We start from the raw sequence: 22,175 nt of genomic DNA on the forward strand, positions 1-22,175 counted from the left end.
AGCAATGCTTGAAATAGGATATACACGAGCCCCGGGCCTCTTTTCGAGAAGTTCGGGGCTCGTATTATGTATCTAATTAGGTGTTATTCTAATTAATACACGCCTTCTTTTTCTCTTATTATACCTTTCTCATATTTGTTGGCATACTTATCTGAATAAATTACAAGCTTACTGAATTTGGGTCTTCCAACCTGAATTTGTCCATTAGAAAAAACATATAGATAAACGTTTTTCATAGTCTTATTCCATACTATTTTACCGTTAGAGTCTGTTACTTTTACTTTAACCCTATGCTTATTAACGAAAAAGTAATCTGGGCTATTGGATTTGATAGCAACTTCTACATCGGTATATATTTCGCCTTCTATATCAAAATGTAAAACTTTACGAATTAACTCTACACCTTCCATTGGCGGTGCTTTTTCAGTTTCATCGTTGGTGCTTTGAGCAAAAGCAAACGAATCAAATGAAAGCGTGATAATTAGAAAAGCAATAAATTTTTTCATAGCTTCATCATTTTAAGGATGCTCTTAGGTTACCTATTTACTGCGCTCAATCAGCGAACGGATGTTCTGTATCAGCATCGTGACGGCCACCGAATTGAAGCCGCCTTCGGGAATGATGACATCGGCGTACTTCTTCGACGGCTCGACGAATTCGTCGTGCATCGGCTTCACGGTCGAGGTGTACTGCGTGATGACCGACTGCATCGTCCGTCCGCGTTCGCAGACATCGCGCAGAATACGCCGCGCCAACCGGATGTCGGCATCGGTGTCCACATAAACCTTGATGTCCATCAGTTCGCGCAGCTCACGGTTCTCGAAAATCAGGATGCCGTCAACGATAATCACCTTCGAGGGTTTCACGCAGACGGTTTCACCGGTGCGGTCGTGGTCCACGAACGAGTAGACCGGATGTTCGATGGGCACGTTGTTTTTCAGCGCCTTGATATGCTCCACCAGCATCTCCGTGTCGAAAGCCTGCGGATGGTCGTAGTTGAGCTTCGTGCGCTCCTCGTAGGTGAGTTCCGGATGCGCCTTGTAATAGTAGTCGTGGCAGAGCGTCACAACGTCATCACCCACGAATGCCTCTTGCAACCGTTTGACGAGCGTTGACTTCCCCGAGCCGGTGCCTCCGGCGACTCCGATTACCGTTACGTTCATTGTGTCAGAATTTTAGGCTAACTATATAAAGAAAAGGATCACCCATACGGGGCAATCCTTTTCCATGTTTGTCGCTTATGCGTCGATGTTCGCGTAGTGCGCGTTTTTCTCGATGAATTCGCGGCGGGGCGGAACCTCGTCGCCCATCAGCATCGAGAAGATGCGGTCGGCTTCGGCGGCGTTCTCGATGTTCACCTGACGCAGGATGCGCGTATCGGGATTCATCGTCGTCTCCCACAGCTGGTGGGCGTTCATCTCGCCGAGACCTTTGTAACGCTGTACATGCGATCCCTTGCCGAATTCGGCCGTGATGTCGTCGCGCTCCTTCTCGGTCCAGCAGTAACGCTCCTGCTTGCCCTTCTTCACGAGGTAGAGCGGCGGGGTGGCGATATAAACGTGGCCGTTCTCGATCAGCTCCTTCATCTTGCGGAAGAAGAACGTCAGCATCAGCGTGGCGATGTGGCTTCCGTCAACGTCGGCATCGGTCATGATGATGATCTTGTTGTAGCGCAGCTTTTCGAGGTTCAGGGCTTTCGAGTCCTCCTCGGTGCCGATCGTCACGCCGAGGGCCGTGAACATGTTCTTGATCTCCTCGTTCTCCCACATGCGGTGCTCCTGGGCCTTCTCGATGTTCAGAATCTTACCGCGCAGCGGCATGATAGCCTGGAAGTTGCGGTCGCGGCCCGATTTGGCCGTACCGCCTGCCGAGTCACCCTCGACGAAGAAAATCTCGGCGATCGAGCGGTCGCGGCTCGAACAGTCGGCCAGCTTGCCCGGAAGTCCCGCCCCCGACAGCACGGTCTTGCGCTGCACCAGTTCGCGGGCGTGGCGTGCGGCATGGCGCGCCGTGGCGGCCAGAATCACCTTCTGCACGATGGCTTTGGCGTCCTTGGGGTTCTCTTCGAGATACTGTCCCAGCGCCGAGGCCATGGCCTGATCGACGGCGGCCGAAACCTCGTCGTTGCCCAGCTTGGTCTTGGTCTGTCCCTCGAACTGCGGCTCCTGCACCTTCACCGATACGACGGCCGTAAGTCCCTCGCGGAAGTCGTCGCCGTTGATGTCGAACTTCAGCTTGGCGAGCATGCCCGAATCCTCGGCGTATTTTTTGAGCGTGCGGGTCAGCGCACGGCGGAATCCCGTCAGGTGCGTACCGCCCTCGATGGTGTTGATGTTATTTACATAGGAGTGGACGTTCTCCGAGAACGAATCGTTGTACTGCATGGCCACCTCCACCGGAACGCCGTTCTTCTCGGTGTCGAGGTAGATGATCTGGTCGATGATCGGGGTGCCGCGCGTGGCGTCGAGGTACTTCACGAACTCTTTCAGACCCTCTTCCGAATAGAAATGATCCTCGCGCGTCTTGCCCTCCTCATCGGGACGTTTGTCGTAGAGGTTCAGACTGATGCCCTTGTTCAGGAACGCCAGTTCGCGCAGACGGTTGGCCAGAATCTCGTATTTGTATTCGGTGGTATGGGTGAAGATCGAGCCGTCGGGCTTGAAGGTGATGATCGTACCGCGGTCCGTACATTCGCCGACCACTTCGACCTGCGAGGTCGGGGCGCCCTTGCTGTACGTCTGGCGGTAGATTTTGCCGTCGCGGCTGTGAATCTCGGCGATCAGCAGCGTCGAAAGCGCGTTCACGCAGGATACGCCCACGCCGTGAAGGCCGCCCGAAACCTTGTAGCTGCCCTTGTCGAACTTACCGCCGGCGTGGAGCACCGTCAGCACCACTTCGAGCGCCGATTTGCCCTCCTTCTCGTGGTAGTCGGTCGGAATGCCTCGGCCGTTGTCCTTGACGGTGATCGAGTTGTCCTCGTTGATCGTCACGTCGATGTCGGTGCAGTAGCCTGCCAGCGCCTCGTCGATCGAGTTGTCCACGACCTCGTAAACCAGGTGGTGAAGACCCTTTTCGCCGATGTCGCCGATGTACATGGCAGGACGCTTGCGCACCGCTTCGAGGCCCTCGAGGACCTGGATGTTCGACGCGGAGTATTCTTCTTCTTGTTTTTTTACGTTTTCTAATTCGGTACTCATCGTAGTCTGTAAAATATCGTACAAATATACGAAATGTTTCCGGATAAAACAAGCGTCCGGAAAAGCCTTTGCATTCTATTTTTTCGTCTGTTTGTCCGCTTTGCGGATGCTACGCCAGTTCGGCTTTGAGGTCCACCTCGCGGATTTTGCCCTGCGCGAAGAGGACGGCCCGGGCGGGGTAGTTCTCGATCAGCGACGTGTTGTGCGTTGACATCACTACGGCGCAGCCCCGTTCGGCGATCTTCTGGAACAGCTGCATGATGCCGTCGGCCGTCACCGGGTCGAGGTTGCCCGTGGGCTCGTCGGCCAGCAGCACCTGCGGGTCGTTCAGCAGGGCGCGGGCGATCACCAGCCGCTGCTGCTCGCCGCCCGAGAGTTCGAAGGGCATCTTGTAGCTCTTGGCGCCGAGTTCCACCAGCCCCAGCACCTGGTCGATGCGTTCGCGGATCTCCTGCTCGCGTTTCCAGCCCGTGGCCTTCATCACGTAATAGAGATTCATGAAGACATTGCGGTCGGTGAGCAGCTGGTAGTCCTGAAAGACGATCCCGATGCGGCGGCGCAGGTAGGGGATGTCCCGGCGGCGCAGTTTGCGGAGGTCGAAACCGGCGACGTATCCCTCGCCCGTGAGCAGCTGCATTTCGGCATAGAGGGTTTTGAGCAGGGAGCTTTTCCCGCTTCCGACCCGGCCGATCAGGTATACGAACTCGCCCGGGGCGACCGAGAGGTTTATCTCCGAAAGAACCATCTCCCCGCGTCGCAGGAGTTTTTTTTCCGGACGGCTGCCGAAAGGATCGTCGGCGTGGTAAATCGCCGCGTCACGGAGTCGGACAACATATTTGTTATCTGTCTGCATGCTGATAAAAGTGTCGTTGCGACATCAAAGATAAGCAAAAAATCGTCCCCGCGAAGCACCCCGGGGCAAAAAAAGCACCATCGGAACTTCCGTACGCATTCGGTCCGGGGAAAAGGGCCGAATGCCGTTGTTAACGGGCGTTTTTGTCTACAAAACCGCGCGTTTTTATTTTGCAATTCCGACGGCGGATACCTATTTTTGTCTAAATATCTGAGGGAATCATAGATGAAAGAAAACGAGATACTGCGAGCGGTATTGCAAGATACCGGGACCGGCTGGTGGGAGGCGGATATGACGAGGAGGATATTTCACATGTCCGATTTTTTGCAGAGGCTGCTTCGGTATTCCACCCCGGAGGTAGGATTCGACGAAATGAAAAGTCTGATCCCGGAGGCTTATGCCGAAATATTCGGACCGGGGAATTGCCTGTTGCAGGATGCGCATACGCCCAAACGCGCCATTCCCCTGATCGCGTCCGACGGGCGCCGGCTGTGGTTGCAATGGAAGGTGCTCGGCCGGGAGACGACTCCCGACGGCCGTGACGTTATGACCGGCTATGTACAGCAGATCGAATTCGAACCGCCTTCGGAGAACGGACGCGACCGCGTCCGGATCGACAACCTGCTCTACCGGCTCAACAGCATTTCGCATACGCTGCTTGCGCTGCTGCACAGCGACAGGACCCGCGATACGGTCAACAAGATTCTCTATGAAGTGCTTACGATGTTCCGCGGCGACAGGGCCTACATCATCGAGTTCGACTGGGAGAAACGCACCCATAACTGCACCTATGAAGTGACGGCGAACGGCGTTTCCAGCGAGCAGGACCGGCTCAGTTCGATTCCGATGGAGGATTTTCCGTGGTGGACGAAGCATGTCTCACAGGGCAATTCCATTATTCTTTCCGACATCAGCGACCTGCCTTCCGAGGCGGCGGGCGAACACGATCTGCTGGCGGCGCAGAAGATCAAATCGCTGCTTATCATGCCGCTGGCCTCGCGGGACAAGGTTTGGGGCTATGCCGGCATCGACATCGTTGACAGACGCCGCGAGTGGACCGACGAAGACTGCCAGTGGTTCGCATCGCTGGCCAACATCATCGGGCTGTGCCTCGATTTGCAGCGTTCCGAACAGGCGGCGCAGGCCGACCGGCTCTATCTGCAAAACCTCTATCGGCATATGCCGATGGGGTATCTCCGGATGAAGATGATCGGCGACGAAGCGGGCCGGCCGCGCGACTACCGGGTGATAGATACGAACGATGCCGCGGACAAGATGCTGAACCTTCCGCGCGAATTCTACGTCGGTCACCTGGCCTCGGAACTCGGCGGCGAGCTGGCTCCGGTGCTGGAAGACGCCTCGGAGGTGCTCCGGACAGGACGATACGTCGAGGGGCACATCGGTTTGGAGCGGGACGAAAAACTTTACCTCAATTACATCCTCTACTCTCCGTGCGCCGAGGAGGTCGTGGCCTTCTTCTCGGACCTGACCGAGGTGCACAAGGCCCACGAGGTGCTCTACCGCAACGAACGTTTCCTGCGCAATATTTTCGACAACATTCAGGTCGGGGTGGAGCTTTATGCCCCGGACGGCACGCTGATCGACATCAACAACAAGGACATGGAGATCTTCGGCGTGACCCGCGAAGAGGCTCTCGGGCTCAACTTCTTCGAGAATCCGCTCGTGCCGCAGGATGCGCGCGAGGGGGTGCGCGCCGGACTCGAACAAGCCTTCCATGTCAACTATCCCTTCGAACGGCTCAACGGTTATTACACCTCGTCCAAGACCGGCTTTTTGGAGATCTACACCACGGTCAACATGCTCTACGACATCGAGGGGAACATCTCCAACTTCATGCTGATAAACATCGACAACACCGAGATCAACCGCGCCCACACGCGGCTGGCGGAGTTCGAGAGTTCGTTCGCGCTGGTGAGCAAACTGGGCAAGATGGGCTTCTGCCGCTTCGACCTGTTGACGCGGGCCGGCAGCGGGGTGCCCCAATGGTACCGGAACCTCGGGGAGCGGCCCGATACGCCGCTCGACCGGATCATCGGCGTCTACGACCACGTCGATCCCGTCGATAGGGCGTCGATCCTCGAAAATATCGCCCGCGTCAAGGCCGGGACATCGGACAGCTTCAACCTCGACCTGCATATCCTGAATGACGACGGCACGGAGAAATGGACACGCATCAACGGGGTGCGCAATCCGATGAACAACGATCCGTCGAAGATCGAGATGGTCTGCGTCAATTACGACATCACGGAGCTGAAAATGACCGAACGGAACCTGATCGAGGCCAAGAACAAGGCCGAGGTCAGCGACCGGCTCAAATCGGCCTTTCTGGCCAATATGAGCCATGAAATACGCACGCCGCTGAACGCCATCGTGGGATTCTCGAATCTGCTGACCGAAACGGACGATCCCGAAGAGCGGCGCGACTACCTGCGCGTGGTCGAGGAGAACAACGACCTGCTGCTCACGCTGATATCCGACATTCTCGACCTTTCGAAGATCGAGGCCGGAACATTCGAGTTCAACTACGGACCGGTCGATGTGAACCAGATGTGCGAGGAGGTGGTGCGCTCGCTGAGCCTCAAAGTGCAGGGTCGCCCCGTCGAACTGCGCTTCGTCGGTCCCGGAAGCCCCTGCTTCATCCTGGGCGACAAGGGCCGCCTGACGCAGGTCATCACCAACTTCATCAACAACGCCGTCAAATTCACCGCCGAGGGCAGCATCACGCTGAGCTATGCGGTCGAAGGGACCAGCATACGCTTTGCGGTCGAGGATACCGGTTCGGGCATCGACAAAGAGCATCTGGACAATATCTTCGAACGCTTCGTCAAACTGAACAGCTTCGTGCAGGGCACGGGTCTCGGTCTGTCGATCTCGAAGTCGATCGTCGAACAGATGGGCGGACAGATCGGCGTCGAGTCGGAACCGGGCGAGGGAGCCTGTTTCTGGTTTACGGTGCCGATGGGGACTCCCGAGGCGCTTCCGGATTCCGACACGGCCTGTCCGCCCCGGATGACTGCGCAGTCGGCATCCCGCAGCGGACGCCGCCCCGTGCTGCTGATCGCCGAGGATACCGACAGCAACTACCTGCTGTTGTCGCTGATGCTCAGAAAGGAGTATGAAGTGATCCGCGCCGGCGACGGCGAGGAGGTCGTGCGGCTGTGTGAGCAGATTCAGCCCGACGCCGTGCTGATGGATATTCAGATGCCCGTGATGGACGGCCTGAAAGCCACGCAGCAGATTCGCCGGAGCGGGAGCCGGGTGCCGATCATCGCCGTGACGGCCTACGCCTACGACCGCGACCGTCAGAAAGCCCTCGAAGCGGGATGCGACGAATACCTCGCCAAACCCCTCACGGGCGATACGCTGCGGCAGACGCTGCACAGACTGCTGGCGGGAGAATGAGCGGCCGGAGAGCGGAAATTTTCCGCCGTGACCGATATTTCGGAAAAAAGCACTATCTTTGCATCGGTTTCCGATTGGCTTTGCGCCGGAAAAACCCGGGGGTGCCCGGTTTTGACAGCAGGCAGAGTTTGATTGTAAGCACGTCGAGCGCTGTGCGGCGGCTCGTTAATCCCGATGCTCGAACTACAAATGGCAATAACAGCCTTGCACTCGCTGCCTAATTTTCAAGGAAAATTGGCTTAATCACCGAAGCCCAGGCGCTTTGGCGACGAGTATCCCGAAGGGACGTTCCGCTCTTTAACGGCTCTTCATACGGGGTATCATTTATTTAGAGATAGTGCGGCGGAGTGTTCCGGCCGTCGTGCGAAATTTTAGGAACTGGGCCCTGTGTTCGGTCGCTGCCTGCCAGGCACGGGGAGAAGGATCAAATGGCGGCTAAACGTGTAGAAAGCTTTCGGGTTCCCTGTTTGGACGCGGGTTCGACTCCCGCCACCTCCACTGAAAACCAGGTAGTTATGAGAAAAATCCTGTAATTCTGAGAATTACGGGATTTTCTTTTTGTGCTCTGTATGTACTTCTCGGCAGGATTCGGAAAGAGTTTACTTGGAGAATTCATGGGAGTTGTAGTTGGACTTCCCAAGTCCAAGTGAAAGTCCAAGAGAATGCTGTATATTTCTCTGTATTGCAGTATTTTACACTTGCAAAACTCGTTTATTTTACTTATCTTTGTACCATCGGATTTCCCGATAAATTCATCGTAATGATGCTATCCATTTTATTTTTTGTTAAGCGGAGGAAACCGCTTAAAGACGGCTCTGTGCCTATCTTTATGCGTGTCTCCTCCCATCAGGAGTATGTTGAGTGCTCGCTTCGTCGGAGCACTATGCCGTCCCAATGGGTTACGGCCAAAGGTAGGGTAAGGAACAATACCCTCGTAAACAAACAGTTGAATGAATATCTCGACCAGCAGGAATTTCGTATCTACGACATTGAGAGGGGGTTATTGGCTGAGGGTAAGCAGGTAAGCGTTCAAGAGGTAATGCGGCAATACCGAGGTGTTGAACAACTGGAGGGTGAGATGCTGTGCAAACTTTATGAAGAGCACAATTCCCGGATGAAAGAATTGATCGGTAAGACGGTGGCAGCCAATACCTATAAACGGCATCTGACCTCGCTGAAACTATTCCGGGAGTTTTTGACAGCGACTCGCGGTGTCAGCGATATAGAGGTTAAAGCGTTGGATGCACAACTCATGGAGGAGTATCAACATTACTTAATGACTGTTCGGAGTAACAATAACAACACGACTGTCAAGTATTTGCGTAATCTGAGCAAGGTTGTGAATCTTGCAAAAACGCGGGGACTTATTCAGACCAATCCAATAGATTTGCTACCTCTTAAAATGCAGACTGTTGAACGGGAATTTTTGACGCAGGATGAGTTGAAGCGGCTGGAAGAAAAGCAGATTGGTATTTCGCGTTTGGAACAGGTTCGGGATATTTTTCTGTTTTGTTGTCTGACCGGATTGGCTTATGTCGATGTGGCGTCTCTCAGCACGGAAAATATCGTCGAGGGTAAGCGGGGTAGGCAGTGGTTGCGAAAAGCTCGAAACAAGACCAATAATATGTGTAACATTCCTTTATTGCGCCCTGCATTGCGTATTTTGGAGAAATATGCGGAATATCGGGCTGCGACGGGTAGGCTTCTCCCTGTACCGAGTAATCAGAAAATGAACGCTTACCTGAAAGAACTGGCAACGTTGTGCGGGATAACTAAAAATCTGACAACACATTGTGCCCGGCATACCTTTGCCACGACGGTTACTTTGGCAAATGGAGCTTCGTTGGAAAATGTTTCGAAGATGCTGGGACACAGTAGTGTACGCATGACTCAACATTATGCCAAGATTCTGAATAGTTCTATCGAACGTGATATGGATAAAATCGAATCTGAGTTGATAGGAGAGGATGAATAAGGACGAGGGCGGGAGTATCCAACTCCTGCCCTGTTTTTTAAGTAAATGAATCTGTTATAGTTGACAAACATTATTATTAATAAGACCTTATTTACTGACTTACAGGGAGTGTAGAATTTTTATTTTTTAATTTTTTTTTTCGGTTTTATCCGCATAAATCCGTTCCAATCCATTCTCGACCCCTCCCCGCCTTTGGCGGTGGGGATAGTCCCCCTGCACAACTATTCAAAATCAACTTTGTGGTATGGAAAGCAATCTGAAATTCATTAAGACGTGGGAGGTAGCCCAGTTCAAGGCTCAGCAGGGCGTCGAGAAACTGGAGGTAAAACAGAATCCTCACACAGGCAAGGTGTTCTTTGTCTATGGCTTTGAAACAGGCCCTTGCAGTCGGAAAGTAGAGACAGGACACCTGACAGACCCGGTAGTGTCTCAGGTGTGCAACTCCGAGACAGGAGAGATGTTTATGATGCTCCATCAGCGGGGCGAGGGAGGAGCACCTACATTGGCTGTGTTTTAGACTGATTCTCTTTTATACATTTGTACAGACAGGAGGCTTTGGGGCTTTCTGCCTGTTTTTTTATTCATTAAACCAATTAATACGCTATGTTACACATCCGTCCTTCTACAAGAAACCGGGCCAAGATCAAATTGGCCCTTCAAGGCTGTGCAGGTTCGGGCAAAACCTACTCAGCCCTCCTGTTAGCCTATGGCATGACCTCTGACTGGTCTAAAATTGCCGTCATAGATTCAGAAAATGGCTCTGCCGATCTCTATGCTCACCTCGGGACCTATAATGTGGTCTCCCTCGGCGGTGATTATTCCCCTGAGAATTACATCGAGGCCATCACCTTATGTGAAAATGCAGGCATGGAGGCAATTATCGTGGATTCCATTTCCCAATGCTGGGACTACCTGCTGGATTTCCATGCAGGACTGCAAGGCAACTCCTTTGCAAACTGGGCCAAGGTCACACCCCGTCAGAATGCCTTTGTACAGAAAATCCTGCAATCTGCGGTGCATATCATCTGTACCATGCGCACCAAACAGGATTATGTGCTCAATGAAAAGAACGGCAAGATGGTCCCGGAGAAAGTGGGACTTAAAGCCATGCAAAGGGATGGCATGGACTATGAATTTACCGTCGTCCTGGATATAGACCTCAAGCACCATGTGCAGGCCTCCAAAGACAGAACCGGTCTGTTCATGGGCCGTCCCGAGTTCACCATCACTCCCAAAGTAGGCCAAGCCATTCTGAACTGGTGCAACCTCAATCCTCAATCAAACATCATTCAACCCCAAACCCCTCAAAACTATGGAAACAGCGCTCCAACTCCATCCCGTTAGGCAAGAGATCATTCCTCTGCCGACACAACATCCTCTTACCATTACACAGCCGCTCAGGACGAATAAGACCACACCCTTTATAGAGGCCAATACCAAAGAGGTTTCACTCCGCCACCTGCAAAGTGATTGTGTAGTCCCGGTTTTCTCCAAAGACAACGAGGTAACTATTTCACACCCTGCCTTTGTGGAGACAGTCCATGAGGCGGCCCAGCAGTTCTTCCGGGGAGAGGCCATCGACAGCCCCGAAATAAGGGTGAGCCATATCATCAAGGGCAGAATCCCCGAGGCCATCCACAAGCCCGTGAACCAGCTTTTGGAGACAGACAAGACCATCTACTATGAGCGGATGATGTTCTGCTTTGAAATCCCCACTATCTGTCAGGACATCGACGGAAACCCCTTAAAGCTGACAGTAGGAGGAGTAAGGGCCTACAACCATGAAAATCTCTACAACAGGAAATCTGCGGAGAAATTCAAGGTCTTTGTGGGCTTTCAGAACATGGTCTGCTGCAATATGTGTGTCTCCACAGACGGATATAAGAGTGAGATCAAGGTGATGAATACACAGGCCCTTTTTCAGGCTGTCATGGAGCTGTTTCAGCTCTATAACCCCGAGAAACACACAAGGCAGATGCAAACCCTCGTGAACTCTTCCATGACAGAACATCAGTTCGCTCAGTTCTTAGGAAAGTCGAGGCTTTATCAATGCCTGCCCCAGGAGGATAAAAAGAGACTGCCCCAACTGCTGATGACCGACACCCAAATCAATCTGGTGGCAAGGGCTTACTACCAAGACGAGGCTTTCGGGGTGGATGCACAGAGCAGAGAGATTTCCATGTGGAAAGTCTACAACCTCCTGACAGGGGCCAACAAATCCTCTTACATCGACAATTTCTTGGACAGGGCTCTCAACGCCTCGCAACTGGCTGAGGGAATCAACAAGGCCCTTTATGGAGAGAGTGAGTACAGGTGGTTTGTAGAGTGAGGGAAAGGAATGAGGTATAGATTTAGATTTTTCTATACCTCTCTTTATTTTAAAATTAGAAATATTTTGAATATGCAAGATTTGTATCTAATGTTTGTCGGATGGATCTTATTCATCGTTGTGACCTATATAAGAGCAGATCACCGGAAGCAAAAGTAAGCGTGTATCATAATGATTTTATACAGAAATTCGGCTATTTCATACATTTGGTATTAGAAACTTTGTCCATAAGGAATAACTTGGCTATTTTTGTTTTTCGATAAAACAACCGATGAAGCAATATTTGATTATATCTACCTCAAACGATCTTGTGCGGATTGCGCCAGATCGGATTGTTTATATTTCATCGGATGGAAACTATTCCACTCTTATACAGGCTGATGGAGATATACGGATGTTGTCCTTTCAGTTGGGACAAATTGAAAAAATGATTGCCAGCCAACTTGGTGTAGAGGGAAACATCTTTATTCGTATTGGCAAAAGTTTGATTATTAACCGCTCCTACATCTATTATATCAATGTTCCGAAGCAAAAACTTGTGCTGTCGGATGTAGAGACTGTCAATCATACTGTTACAGCCTCTCGAGAAGCATTGAAACAATTGAAGGAGTTTTTGGAGAAGGAGGGTAGGTAATGAAGACGGAAAAGGATATTAGGGATGATGAAATCCGAGTAATTGGAGGTGGCGGTGATGCAACGCGATCCAATCCGCTTAAATGGTGGATATGGGGCGGTTTTATGATAGCAGTTATTTCCGTAATCGTTGTGGTTGTATTTATATTTTGTAGAAAATCTCAAATCCCAGATGAACAAACTTATTTTGAACCACAACCGAGAATTGAACGATCTGTGGATGCATCACCGGGGAAATTTGGTCGAGAAGTAGATTCATTAACTCGGGGATTTATTGAAATACAGGATACGGTGATTAATGATATTCCGTTACGCATCTATATTCCGCACAATGCCAAAATGTCGTTACATGTCGGACGTTTGGATAAGCGAGATACCAGTATAATCTTCGCCGCGCAAGCTGCTGATATTCGCCGAGACAACCGTAAGATTGTTGGGGCGTTTGTATTAAAAGGGGAACCGTTGGCTTGGGGATTGTCTAAAAAAGGCTATTGTGCTATCATTAATGATAAAATAACGATTGGAATAGCTGATAATTCTCCGCTGTTTGAACAGGCAACAGAAACAGACGGCTATTTTTTTCGACAATATCCGTTGGTTGATAACGGTAAATTGGTAGAAAATGAACCGAAAAATAAATCTGTTCGCCGGGCATTGTGCGACCGAAATGGAGAGGTAATGATGGTTGAAAGCTTGTCAAATGAATCATTTCACGACTTTGCGCAAGCATTGGTTGATCTGGGAATAACCAATGCGATTTATTTGGTCGGTAGTTCTGCGTACGGATGGGCTGTCAATGATAATGGTGATCGCATTGAATTTGGAATTGAGAATCTTCGATTGCCCAAAAATGCAAGTTATATTGTTTGGCGACGTAGGTAATCGCGCGAAAAATACTATTTCGTACAATACAAGTTTGATTTCGTACAACGGCGGGAAAATCCCAATGTTGTGCGAAATCTTTTTTTGATATTTGTTACAGTTAAACAACTAACAGATCAAAATTTACAACAAATGAAGCTCTACATTGCCATATTGGGCGGCATGCTGATGATTGGATGCGGACACCCTGTGATCCAAGATGCCAATCATGATTATACTGACACAGTTCAGTCTGAAGCGATTAAGCCACATCAAGCGTGTAACTCTATTTATTATTGGAAAACAACATTTAACCCGACAGAATCCGAATTGAATTTTTTGAAAGAATACGACGTGAAGCGTTTGTATGTTCGTTTCTTCGATGTGGCGCTGGATAATAGCTGGCTTGGAGAGCAACTGTCAGTTGTGCCGATTGCAACTACTGTTTTTATACAATCTCCTCCCGCAACTATGGAGATTGTACCGACAGTTTATATTACACTTGATGCTTTACGAAATATCAAAGGCCAAGAAGCCGAATATGCGCATAAAATTCTCACCCGGATTCGGGCAATGGCGACACGACATAAAATTTCGAATATCAATGAGGTGCAGTTTGACTGCGATTGGACCGGAACGACACAGGAGAGTTATTTTGAATTATGCCGAATTGCCAGAGATACGTTGCATGTGCGAGGAATTGGTGTGAGTGCAACAATCCGATTGCATCAATTACGAAAAGACCCTCCTCCTGTTGATCGTGGTGTATTAATGTTATACAATACAGGCGCATTAAAGAATGCTGATACAGAGAATTCTATATTGAATTATTCGGATATTGAATTTTATCTAAAAAATGCCGTTTATCCGTTACATCTCGATTTTGCATATCCGACGTTTTCGTGGGGTGTGTGGTTTCGGGATAATAAATTCAGAGCCATATTACATACAATTAACTGTTCCGATAGGGCATATTATCAATCACAAACAAAAGGAATCTATAAGGTTATTAAAGATCACTATTTAGGGTCTCAGGAACTTTTGAAAGGAGATATAATCCGATTGGAAAATTCTCATTTTGTTGAGATACTGAAAACGAAATGCCAAGTCGAGAAAGAATTGGCCAGAAACAACTATTCCATCATACTTTATCACTTAGACTCTGCTAACCTATCAAAATACACACCCAATGAAATTACGTATATATATAATCGTTAACTTATTATTATTTCGCCTATTATCTACCCAAAAGGTTTATTCATGCTGGGGGCCTTGGTACGCTCCAAAAGACTATCATACTTTTCGTATTTATGAAGAAGATAAACAACTATATACAGAAGATGAATATGGACATCCCAAGCTAAAAAGTGAGGTCATATTAAACTGTGAACTATGGCAAAAATTGATAGGCGAGGCAATTCCTGTTAAAGATATTTATGAGGCGATCTATAAATCTACATATGAGGATATTTTACGAATACCCCAACTTATTGCCTTGCCGAATGCGACGGACTCTCTGATGCAAAATCAATTTGTCAAATGGGTTGTTGGACACAAAGATCGGGAAATTGCCGAGTTTTTGCTTCTTGCCAAACTCTGCGAAAAGATACGTTGGGAACAAAGTTCTCCGTGGTACTATCCGACAGACAACGATCATGTCAGTTTGACATTAACCGATGTTGCTGTACAAGCCCAAGCCTATGCCGGCAAGCGATTACAAGACCGCTATGCCTTGCAAGCAATTCGCGCTTTATTCGCAACTGCCCAATATGATAAATGTATTAATTATTGGAATGACATGCACGACAAACTTCCTGATGGCCTATTGAAAAAGATGATACGGCCTTATGTTGCGGGTGCATATTTCCGAACCGGAGCTATCGAAAAAGCCAAGCAGATTTACGCAGAGTGTGGAGATGTTAACTCATTGCTCTATTGTGCAGGTAAGCAAGGTAAGCAAACCAACGAAATCGAGCAAATGGAGTTGGTCTATAAATATTGTCCGAATTCACCTATGTTAGCGCAGACTGCACAACGATTAATTCGATTCTTTGAGGGAATGTCTAATGGTTGGTGTGAACCTAGTGATAGGAGATGGTGGGCGTCATGTCTGCCTCTTTATGAATTTTCGTTGAAGGTCGCTTTGGAAGGTAAAACAGCCAATCCTGCAATGTGGTACTATACGGCTGCATACATTGCGGATAAAAATGGGAAAGTACAAAAAGCATCCGATCTTTTGGCAATGGCTGAACGTTCCAAAGGAGACCATTTTATCAAAGAATCTGTTAAGGTTCTAAGAATTTATCTTGATGCGAAACGATTGCCCTGCGATGCATCCTATGAACAGAAATTATTCAGACAATTGCAATGGCTCGATAAGAAAATAAAAGAAAATAGTCCTTACCAAGCAGTGAATGACTATTTCTTGAAAGCCAATATCAGTTTCAATTATTGGAATGATATGCTGCGAAAGATTGTTTTGTCGGTTGTTGTTCCCAAATATATTATTCAGAAAAATTATATTCGCGCCATACAACTCACAAATATGGCTGACAATTTATTATATAATCAGATTGACAAGATAATTGATTATTATGGCCTCGATACAAGAATCGAAACGCTATCCGAATATCGAAAAAGTACTCATTGGAATGCCATTGATTACAGCAATTCGTTATTTGCTTTGGTAGATACAATTGGAGTAGACAATGTTGTTGCTTACACCAAAAGGCTTAAACATCCTCAAACTGCGTTTGATACCTTTTTGAATGCAAGAGGATATGTCAGTCTGGATTATTTTAATGACATCATCGGCACACAATGCCTGCGAGAGATGCGATATGCTGAGGCCGTCGTATATCTCGGGAAAGTTCCGTCGGCGTTCCAATATACACTAAATACGTATAGAGACGGGTATATGAAGCGAGATCCATTTAATGTAGATAGTCAGGTTTTAATTCACGACAATTCAGATTACAAATTTAATTTTGCACGAGAAATGTTCTCTTTGGAACAAGCAATGCAACAGACTACGGACCCCAATCGTAAAGCACAACTGTTGGTCCGTTATGCTGTTGGTATTCGTAACTCAATAGATTGTTGTTGGGCTTTGACGCAATATTATCGCGGTACATCATTTTGGGGTAGTTGTGATAAAATAGATTGGACTGAAACGATTAGTTGGAAGCAAGCGCAACGTCGAAGTGATAAATTATTGAAGGATGCATTTGCGATGTTTACAGACGATGAGTGTGCGGCGCATACACACTATCAATTACTCCATTGTCATACGGTTGTTGAAAAATATCCCGATACAAAGGCGGCAGAAATTATCCGTGGTGCCTGCGACAACTATCAAGACTACCGTCCGTCCAAAAAATGATATAATCGAGGCTAATAGTTTCTAATGTTCTTTGCAACAGTCCTAAAAAAGAGGTGCGGTCATTGCATTTTCCAAGTTAGTTTTCTACTTTTGTAGAACATACTAACTGACACGGAAAGTGTAAGTTTATTCCCATAAAGCGAATCTGGAAAATTCATTGATGGTGAGAATAAGCGGACTTATCCTTTCGTCGTATACTTACCCAAGTATATAGGCGTAGGACTGTTGCTTGTTTTATCCATCGAGGTATTCCAGAACCCGCTTTAATAAAATAGGCTTTCAGTCCTGCGCTTTCTTTTTACTACTAATCCATCTGTGAGGGACGGCAGAAGAAAAAACTACTATTATGGGATTAAAAGATTTACTCAACAAGTCAAATTCAACATCACAAGAGAATAATGAGTTGCGATGCCGATTACGTGATTTACTGACATTAGCTGCTATTGATGGAGAAATTACAGATAAAGAATCCTTGTTCATATTTAATTTATGCCGTCAAGACGGAATCCAAGTTGAAACTATATCTGGGAATGTAATGAATGCTCCTGATGCTTATCCAAACGACTTTAACCTAAGAGGGAAACACTTGACACAAATGGTTGCTTTGATGATGATTGACGGGGAATGTGCTGAATCTGAAATTAAATACTGCAAGAAAATAGCATCAAAATTAGGCATTGAAGAACAGGCTATTAGTAAACTTGTCGCAGGAATTGCAAATGGTAAAAATAATCTATTAAATGAGTCAGAACGAGAAAGTGCGGTTATAAGTTTTTTATCAAATGGAGGATTTGAAGAATTTACAAAACCGCAAAATAATAATGAAGATACCATTAGACAGAAAATTAGAGCAGGATTTGACCAAAATGTAAAAAAAATGACAACTCAGTCGCAATATAACGATCCTCTCATGTTGGGATTGGTAGTGAAATCTGCTATCGCAACTTTTTATCAACAGATGAAAAATGATAGCACACTTTTGTCTTTGTGTGAATTATATGGTCTTAATTATCAAAGCATATTGAAAGAGGAATGCAACTATGCCCTCCATCGGTACTTAAAGGAATAATCTTTTTCTTTAACACACATAAATAATTGAAAATGATTTGGATTTTAATCTTGGCTGTCATTGTATGGCTGTTGTTCAAATTTGCAAAAGAGCACAATGAGCATATTCAAACTCATGTAACGAATTATGGGGGCATGGATGAAAAATATAGCGTCCTAATAGAATTTTTACAAGGGGCAGGAATGCATATTACTAAATTAGGAACAAGCAGTATTGAATTAAAAAACAAAGCAGAATCCGCTAATTGTGTTATGTATTATATAGGTACACATTTAGAAATCTTGTTTATTACGAATATGCCGCTGTTAGGATACCAGAAAAAGAAATGGGTATTCCCTGACGGTTATCCACAAGAAAAAATGATTGAGGAAATAGATAATTATGCCAATTGGCAAGTTCAACAAATGATGAAAGTATCCGATAATAGTCAATATATAAATTATGATGAACGGGATTAAGGCGGGACTAGAATTGCAGAAGATTTCAATATCCATGGGAAAGGTATATAAAACTTTATCTACTCTTTCTGGGAAAATGCAGGATAATTTAGATGTCTATGATAATAAAGAAGATTTCTATGTCCTTGCATACACTTGTCGAGTTGCAATATTAGACAGAATCCAAGCTAATGATTGGATTCAAATGCAAATCCCGATAAGGATTCCAACAAGTATGTTTACCTCCCGCAAGGAAACTATTGCGACGGGGTTGAATTTAACGATTGGAAAATTGAAAGAGTTGGCTTCATCTAATAATACTGTAGCATATAACATTGAAGAAATTTTGCAGAAACGCAAGTTATTTTATGATTTTGAAAAAATGTTACCACCTAATATAAAAGATAAATTATAATTCCCCTCACACTTACTTTTCTATAAAGCATACAATCTAACTGCGCATATAGTATAGCTTAAAACGACACTGAGCGAAGATAATCCGGTATGTCCTAAATGTGGAGGAGTGATGCAGAAACTCGATAAATAAGATAGATTTACGTAATAGATATATAAAGTAAATGAGTGTGTGATTATTTTCACTATAAAATTATAAATACAATGAAAAATTACTTATCAATACTTACATTTTTACTAATGCTTAGTTGTGGAAGTTATAATGGCAAAAATATTTCGATGGCAAATTCGTTGACTAATGTGGATTCTGCCGTTTTATCAAAAGAAGATAGAGCCACAAAAAATTTGAATGATTCCACTGCCAATATTAATATGCCTAAATCACTGAATGATATTCGCTTTGGCAGCTGGACTAAAAAAGATTGGTATGACAATGACTATTTCCGTGCTTTACGCAAATATATTGATGCGTGCTATAACGGTGAAATTAAGAATGATGATTTAGAGCCTTATAAATCTGCATTAAAGGGGAAATTCGCAATAGGTCAGGCAGAACCAGGGGCATTTGGTGGCATGTTTATTTACTTTATTTTTTTAGATGCTCCTAATAAGATTTTTGAAACATGGATATATAGCGACGTTGATGAAAATACAGAAACAGTTGTAGATTATCAAGTACGAGGAGTAGGGGTAAGCGAAGAAGATTCCCAATTTACAAAAGACGATATTTTGTCTATAATGAAGGAGCACCCAGAAAATAAATTATGGTAACCCAAAGGAATGTGGTTAAATCTATTCTCAATACACTTTATGCATAAAATAAAATTGCCTATAATAGGATTATCACATACGGGTTTACCCCTCCTCATAGTAAAAGCACAGGCCAAGAACCTGTGCTTTTTGCTTGATACGGGGAGTAATATCAATGTCCTTGATAAAAGAGTAGCTGAGTTCTTCCAGCTTTCGGGTGGAACAGCCCAACAGCAACAATTCGGGATAGATGGAGAACTCAGAACCTCAAACATTGTAGAGTTTTCTTTTTCTTTGGAAGAACGGGAGTACAAAGCAGATTTTTCGGTGATGGATTTATCCTCGGCTTTTGGAAAAGTGGAGGAAGAATCGGGCATACAGATTCATGGTCTGTTGGGATGTTCTTTTATGGAGCAACAGAAATGGGTTCTCGATTTTGAAAACCTTACACTCCGTTTGCCTTGATAACTGACGAAGTTTCAAAAACAGCTTACCCTGCTTACCCATGAAGCAAAAAATAGGGGAGAAGCCCACTTGCCTCTCCCCTTTGCATCCGATTATGTTGTTGGGATCTCTTGTGTTTTGGCTTTTATTAGGTAGCCATAACGCCCTTGACGTTTGATACGAATAAATTTTCTAGCTTTCAGCACTCGACCCAACTTTTGTTCAGATAGCGTTCGTAAGCCAGACAGGCGCAGCAGATTCTTAAGAATTTCTGTATTTAACATAAATACAGCATCGGTATCATCTTCTGTGCATGGTTCGTAAAATGCCATGAGCTGCTCCTCCTCCGGAATTACGGCCCGGAACTCCTCATTATTTTGTTCTAGCTCGGATAGCTCGTCTTGCGAGAACCAATATTGAAAGCCATTTTGGATCAAGTTTATAGCTTGAGCATAGGCTTTATCTAGGTCTACAAAAGGCTTGTAATCAATCTGTTTTGCCTCAAAACACAAGAATCTGCGATTCCCTGTGATGTCGTGCAAGAAATCCTTGTTATTAATCGATCCTGCAAAAGAGGCTCGGCGAGTATAATGCTCGTGAGTAAAAGCATATGCTCTCCGAATATGAATATCCCGCTTGGTTATTAACTCTTTGAGTGCATCCAAGTTACGACTCATATTTTCAAGTTCGTCCATGATGATTACGCAGCACTCTGAGAGTTTTACTTGCGAATCCTTGTCTCTGACATTGACCATTCCTGCGTAGACATATTTTCGCAGAGGTGCTGGGATGAGGTTGCCCAGCCAAGTTGTTTTGCCGATGCCTTGTTCTCCGCTCATAATCAGGGCTGTGTGGTTCACAACCTCCGGTTGCATCCACGAAGCCGTCATAGCGACAAACCATTTCTTGAAAGCTCGTCGCCAAAAAACTTGATTTCCCGTTGCTACTGTATCTGCAAGCTGCTCAATGTAATCAGTTTGGCCATCATACTCTGGCAGGTTGACCGTGTATTCGATGTATGGGTCATACTCAACCATAAACTTTGAGGCCAAGATCATCCGCAGTGTACTCATAGAACATTGTAGATCAGCGTATTTCAAATCCCTGAGAATGCTGTTGTAGTCAAAGTCACGCATCTCAACAAAAGGTGCGTCTGGGTCTTTAACTAGCTTAAATTCAGCCTTATTCGAAACTACGTTATACCGAAATATCCATCGGGCACGTAAAAACAACTCAATCTGTTCGATGAGTGTGTCACCGCCCGTTGTTTTTAGTTGCAACCCTTGGGGTTGCGGAGCAACCTCGGTAAGCGGGGTAACTCCTTGCAGCATCTCGTCCATCGCCGGGCTGTCGTCCGGTGTGATGCCGCCATGTGGTGCTGTTGAAAGGTTCGGGCCTTGATTAAGATCGTACATAGCCTGCACCTTTCGTTTTTTTAGAATTTGTATTCATGTATTTTTGCAGTTCGGTTCTGCTTATGAACCAGCTGCCCCCGATTTCTTTCATCGGCAATTCGCCTGCGGCGCGCCAGTTAAAAATGGTTCGGGAGGATCTATTAAAAATCCGGGCAAGATCGTTGATGTCGTAAAATTTCTCTTCTTCCGCATCTTTGGCTTTTGCTTCCAGATTCTCGACAGTTTGCACCAGCTGCTCAAGGCGTGCCGTGAGCAGAGAGATGCGCGTTGTCAACGCCTCTACTTGGGTTGTCTCATTACTGTGCATCATTTGAGTTATTAGGTTTAACGATCAGAAAATGAATGCTTTGATTTATTCGTTTCATATTCTATAAAGTATTATGTCGGGAGCTACCCGGCGTGTTACATTACAAGGCATGGCGCGACCACTCCTCCGATTGCCCCGTTTTTAGTAGAGCGGGCAACTCTCTTCGGATGTCAAAGAACCTTGTCACCGACAGCGACAAAAAAATCCACGACAAATTACAACTGCTCTTGCTGTATTGACGTGAATAACGGTGCTGTGCTTTCCGGACTTACGCAACGGCCGGTGCATCTTTCATCGTCCCCGTTGTAAACGATGATGATGCAAAAATCTGTAAAAAATTTAACATTTCCAAACATTTTCCGCAACCTTGCTGTATGTTTCCTAATTTTGCACTATTTTACATCGTCTGCGCGATAGCAGACACTTGGAGTTTTCGTGGGAGTTAATTTTTGTGCCTGTGTATATTGTTTATTATCAGCGGGTATTGTGTTTGGTTCGACTCCCGCCACCTCCACGAAAAGACGAGCGATACCGCTCGTCTTTTTTTTTGCGGAGCCGATGGACGCTCCGGCCGGTGCGAAGGTTCTCCGGTCCGCCGCACGGAAGCCGCCGTCGAAGAAATAGGGAAAAGAGACGGAAAATTCGGTCGAAAAGTTTATCTTTGCGTTGCGAAACGCCCGGCGGGA

At 46.6% G+C, this 22,175-nt stretch carries 20 protein-coding genes and 1 other RNA gene; 15 read left to right on the top strand and 6 right to left on the bottom strand.

Going from position 1 to position 22,175, the window contains the following annotated elements; all coding sequences use genetic code 11:
• Window positions 1-92 precede the first annotated feature (92 nt).
• The 4 genes from WMO46_RS05165 to WMO46_RS05180 all read right to left on the bottom strand — a co-directional run bounded on the left by WMO46_RS05165 (window position 93) and on the right by WMO46_RS05180 (window position 4,050).
• On the bottom strand, window positions 93-506 hold the full coding sequence (locus WMO46_RS05165; protein WP_349093940.1) for a hypothetical protein: 414 nt from the start codon (window positions 504-506) through the stop codon (window positions 93-95).
• A gap of 33 nt (window positions 507-539) precedes the next feature.
• Window positions 540-1,163 carry a uridine kinase gene (udk, locus tag WMO46_RS05170; RefSeq protein ID WP_349093941.1) on the bottom strand — a complete coding sequence of 208 codons (624 nt, stop codon included), beginning with the start codon at window positions 1,161-1,163 and terminating at the stop codon, window positions 540-542.
• 75 nt (window positions 1,164-1,238) lie between these two features.
• Window positions 1,239-3,197 carry a DNA topoisomerase (ATP-hydrolyzing) subunit B gene (gene gyrB, locus WMO46_RS05175; RefSeq protein ID WP_019150399.1) on the bottom strand — a complete coding sequence of 653 codons (1,959 nt, stop codon included), beginning with the start codon at window positions 3,195-3,197 and terminating at the stop codon, window positions 1,239-1,241.
• Window positions 3,198-3,306: 109 nt separating this feature from the next.
• Window positions 3,307-4,050 carry a cell division ATP-binding protein FtsE gene (locus WMO46_RS05180; protein WP_129649698.1) on the bottom strand — a complete coding sequence of 248 codons (744 nt, stop codon included), beginning with the start codon at window positions 4,048-4,050 and terminating at the stop codon, window positions 3,307-3,309.
• Between the two features lie 225 nt (window positions 4,051-4,275).
• On the opposite strand from WMO46_RS05180, the gene WMO46_RS05185 reads away from it, so the two are divergent.
• The 15 genes from WMO46_RS05185 (at window position 4,276) to WMO46_RS05255 (ending at window position 19,788) form a co-directional block, all read left to right on the top strand.
• A complete protein-coding gene (locus tag WMO46_RS05185) occupies window positions 4,276-7,473 on the top strand; it encodes an ATP-binding protein (RefSeq protein ID WP_349093942.1) in 3,198 nt (1,065 codons plus the stop codon).
• A gap of 97 nt (window positions 7,474-7,570) precedes the next feature.
• Window positions 7,571-7,974, top strand: a transfer-messenger RNA (tmRNA) gene (gene ssrA, locus WMO46_RS05190).
• A gap of 262 nt (window positions 7,975-8,236) precedes the next feature.
• Complete coding sequence (locus tag WMO46_RS05195; RefSeq protein ID WP_349093975.1) at window positions 8,237-9,448, top strand: site-specific integrase; 1,212 nt, start codon at window positions 8,237-8,239, stop codon at window positions 9,446-9,448.
• Window positions 9,449-9,692: 244 nt separating this feature from the next.
• Window positions 9,693-9,965, top strand: a complete 273-nt coding sequence (locus WMO46_RS05200) for a hypothetical protein (protein ID WP_196018090.1) — start codon at window positions 9,693-9,695, stop codon at window positions 9,963-9,965.
• An 86-nt stretch (window positions 9,966-10,051) separates the two neighbouring features.
• Window positions 10,052-10,792 (top strand): AAA family ATPase, encoded by a 741-nt coding sequence (locus WMO46_RS05205; RefSeq protein ID WP_349093943.1) that lies wholly within the window; start codon window positions 10,052-10,054, stop codon window positions 10,790-10,792.
• On the top strand, window positions 10,761-11,777 hold the full coding sequence (locus tag WMO46_RS05210) for a DUF3871 family protein (RefSeq protein WP_349093944.1): 1,017 nt from the start codon (window positions 10,761-10,763) through the stop codon (window positions 11,775-11,777). The genes WMO46_RS05205 and WMO46_RS05210 overlap by 32 nt, the downstream gene beginning before the upstream one ends.
• A 271-nt stretch (window positions 11,778-12,048) precedes the next feature.
• Window positions 12,049-12,411, top strand: a complete 363-nt coding sequence (locus tag WMO46_RS05215; protein WP_129649710.1) for a LytTR family DNA-binding domain-containing protein — start codon at window positions 12,049-12,051, stop codon at window positions 12,409-12,411.
• Window positions 12,411-13,292 (top strand): hypothetical protein, encoded by an 882-nt coding sequence (locus WMO46_RS05220; protein WP_129649712.1) that lies wholly within the window; start codon window positions 12,411-12,413, stop codon window positions 13,290-13,292. The genes WMO46_RS05215 and WMO46_RS05220 overlap by 1 nt, the downstream gene beginning before the upstream one ends.
• A 132-nt stretch (window positions 13,293-13,424) precedes the next feature.
• Window positions 13,425-14,489, top strand: coding sequence for a hypothetical protein (locus WMO46_RS05225; RefSeq protein WP_129649714.1), 1,065 nt, complete (start codon window positions 13,425-13,427; stop codon window positions 14,487-14,489).
• Window positions 14,461-16,653 (top strand): hypothetical protein, encoded by a 2,193-nt coding sequence (locus WMO46_RS05230; protein ID WP_349093945.1) that lies wholly within the window; start codon window positions 14,461-14,463, stop codon window positions 16,651-16,653. Before WMO46_RS05225 ends, WMO46_RS05230 begins: the two co-directional genes overlap by 29 nt.
• Before the next feature lie 346 nt (window positions 16,654-16,999).
• A complete protein-coding gene (locus tag WMO46_RS05235) occupies window positions 17,000-17,722 on the top strand; it encodes a hypothetical protein (RefSeq protein WP_129649718.1) in 723 nt (240 codons plus the stop codon).
• Window positions 17,723-17,754: 32 nt separating this feature from the next.
• On the top strand, window positions 17,755-18,180 hold the full coding sequence (locus tag WMO46_RS05240; protein ID WP_129649720.1) for a hypothetical protein: 426 nt from the start codon (window positions 17,755-17,757) through the stop codon (window positions 18,178-18,180).
• Complete coding sequence (locus WMO46_RS05245; RefSeq protein ID WP_129649722.1) at window positions 18,164-18,574, top strand: hypothetical protein; 411 nt, start codon at window positions 18,164-18,166, stop codon at window positions 18,572-18,574. The genes WMO46_RS05240 and WMO46_RS05245 overlap by 17 nt, the downstream gene beginning before the upstream one ends.
• A gap of 203 nt (window positions 18,575-18,777) precedes the next feature.
• The gene (locus WMO46_RS05250; protein ID WP_349093946.1) at window positions 18,778-19,344 is read left to right on the top strand and encodes a hypothetical protein; all 567 of its coding nucleotides are present in this window, start codon (window positions 18,778-18,780) and stop codon (window positions 19,342-19,344) included.
• A gap of 39 nt (window positions 19,345-19,383) precedes the next feature.
• Window positions 19,384-19,788 carry an aspartyl protease family protein gene (locus tag WMO46_RS05255; protein ID WP_349093947.1) on the top strand — a complete coding sequence of 135 codons (405 nt, stop codon included), beginning with the start codon at window positions 19,384-19,386 and terminating at the stop codon, window positions 19,786-19,788.
• Between the two features lie 92 nt (window positions 19,789-19,880).
• Here the strand turns inward: WMO46_RS05255 and WMO46_RS05260 are convergent, their stop codons facing one another.
• On the bottom strand, window positions 19,881-21,182 hold the full coding sequence (locus WMO46_RS05260; protein WP_349093948.1) for a VapE domain-containing protein: 1,302 nt from the start codon (window positions 21,180-21,182) through the stop codon (window positions 19,881-19,883).
• Window positions 21,169-21,492, bottom strand: coding sequence for a helix-turn-helix domain-containing protein (locus WMO46_RS05265; RefSeq protein ID WP_349093949.1), 324 nt, complete (start codon window positions 21,490-21,492; stop codon window positions 21,169-21,171). The genes WMO46_RS05260 and WMO46_RS05265 overlap by 14 nt, the downstream gene beginning before the upstream one ends.
• Between the last annotated feature and the right edge of the window lie 683 nt (window positions 21,493-22,175).

It is taken from the genome of Alistipes intestinihominis (assembly GCF_040095975.1).
Classification (GTDB): domain Bacteria; phylum Bacteroidota; class Bacteroidia; order Bacteroidales; family Rikenellaceae; genus Alistipes; species Alistipes senegalensis.

Bases quoted from the DNA above. Each gene is read 5' to 3' on its own strand.
- gyrB (WP_019150399.1), bottom strand. From the start codon at position 3,197: ATGAGTACCGAATTAGAAAACGTAAAAAAACAAGAAGAAGAATACTCC.
- WMO46_RS05215 (WP_129649710.1), top strand. From the start codon at position 12,049: ATGAAGCAATATTTGATTATATCTACCTCAAACGATCTTGTGCGGATT.
- WMO46_RS05255 (WP_349093947.1), top strand. From the start codon at position 19,384: ATGCATAAAATAAAATTGCCTATAATAGGATTATCACATACGGGTTTA.
- WMO46_RS05165 (WP_349093940.1), bottom strand. From the start codon at position 506: ATGAAAAAATTTATTGCTTTTCTAATTATCACGCTTTCATTTGATTCG.
- WMO46_RS05250 (WP_349093946.1), top strand. From the start codon at position 18,778: ATGAAAAATTACTTATCAATACTTACATTTTTACTAATGCTTAGTTGT.
- WMO46_RS05210 (WP_349093944.1), top strand. From the start codon at position 10,761: ATGGAAACAGCGCTCCAACTCCATCCCGTTAGGCAAGAGATCATTCCT.
- WMO46_RS05260 (WP_349093948.1), bottom strand. From the start codon at position 21,182: ATGTACGATCTTAATCAAGGCCCGAACCTTTCAACAGCACCACATGGC.
- WMO46_RS05185 (WP_349093942.1), top strand. From the start codon at position 4,276: ATGAAAGAAAACGAGATACTGCGAGCGGTATTGCAAGATACCGGGACC.
- udk (WP_349093941.1), bottom strand. From the start codon at position 1,163: ATGAACGTAACGGTAATCGGAGTCGCCGGAGGCACCGGCTCGGGGAAG.
- WMO46_RS05230 (WP_349093945.1), top strand. From the start codon at position 14,461: ATGAAATTACGTATATATATAATCGTTAACTTATTATTATTTCGCCTA.
- WMO46_RS05205 (WP_349093943.1), top strand. From the start codon at position 10,052: ATGTTACACATCCGTCCTTCTACAAGAAACCGGGCCAAGATCAAATTG.
- WMO46_RS05195 (WP_349093975.1), top strand. From the start codon at position 8,237: ATGCTATCCATTTTATTTTTTGTTAAGCGGAGGAAACCGCTTAAAGAC.
- WMO46_RS05225 (WP_129649714.1), top strand. From the start codon at position 13,425: ATGAAGCTCTACATTGCCATATTGGGCGGCATGCTGATGATTGGATGC.
- WMO46_RS05240 (WP_129649720.1), top strand. From the start codon at position 17,755: ATGATTTGGATTTTAATCTTGGCTGTCATTGTATGGCTGTTGTTCAAA.
- WMO46_RS05245 (WP_129649722.1), top strand. From the start codon at position 18,164: ATGATGAACGGGATTAAGGCGGGACTAGAATTGCAGAAGATTTCAATA.
- WMO46_RS05220 (WP_129649712.1), top strand. From the start codon at position 12,411: ATGAAGACGGAAAAGGATATTAGGGATGATGAAATCCGAGTAATTGGA.
- WMO46_RS05180 (WP_129649698.1), bottom strand. From the start codon at position 4,050: ATGCAGACAGATAACAAATATGTTGTCCGACTCCGTGACGCGGCGATT.
- WMO46_RS05235 (WP_129649718.1), top strand. From the start codon at position 17,000: ATGGGATTAAAAGATTTACTCAACAAGTCAAATTCAACATCACAAGAG.
- WMO46_RS05200 (WP_196018090.1), top strand. From the start codon at position 9,693: ATGGAAAGCAATCTGAAATTCATTAAGACGTGGGAGGTAGCCCAGTTC.
- WMO46_RS05265 (WP_349093949.1), bottom strand. From the start codon at position 21,492: ATGATGCACAGTAATGAGACAACCCAAGTAGAGGCGTTGACAACGCGC.